The organism is Variovorax sp. KBW07 (assembly GCF_003852515.1).
Classification (GTDB): domain Bacteria; phylum Pseudomonadota; class Gammaproteobacteria; order Burkholderiales; family Burkholderiaceae_C; genus Variovorax.
On the sequence record NZ_QAJK01000282.1, the window covers coordinates 1 to 234 of the forward strand.

The 234-nt window shown below is 69.2% G+C and carries 1 protein-coding gene; it reads left to right on the top strand.

Annotation, left to right across the window (positions count from 1 at the left end; all coding sequences use genetic code 11):
• The coding region (locus DBV14_RS33180; RefSeq protein WP_148092470.1) for a hypothetical protein at positions 1–234 on the top strand (234 nt) is incomplete at both ends.

Consider the following 234-nt stretch of genomic DNA (forward strand, 5'->3'; position numbering starts at 1 on the left):
GGCCAGGCCGGTGCTGCTGCTCAGCGGCCCGCCGGTGTTCTCGGTGATGAGCCGCGACAAGATCAAGACCGAGGCCATTCACCTGGCCATCGTCGGCGGCATCGTGATGGGCGGGCTGCTGTTGCTGGCTTTTGCCTCGCCGCGCGCGCTGGTCATTGCCTTCCTGCCGGTGGCCACGGGCGTGGTGATCGGCACGGCCAGCGTGAGCCTGGTGTTCGGCTCGGTGCACGGCCT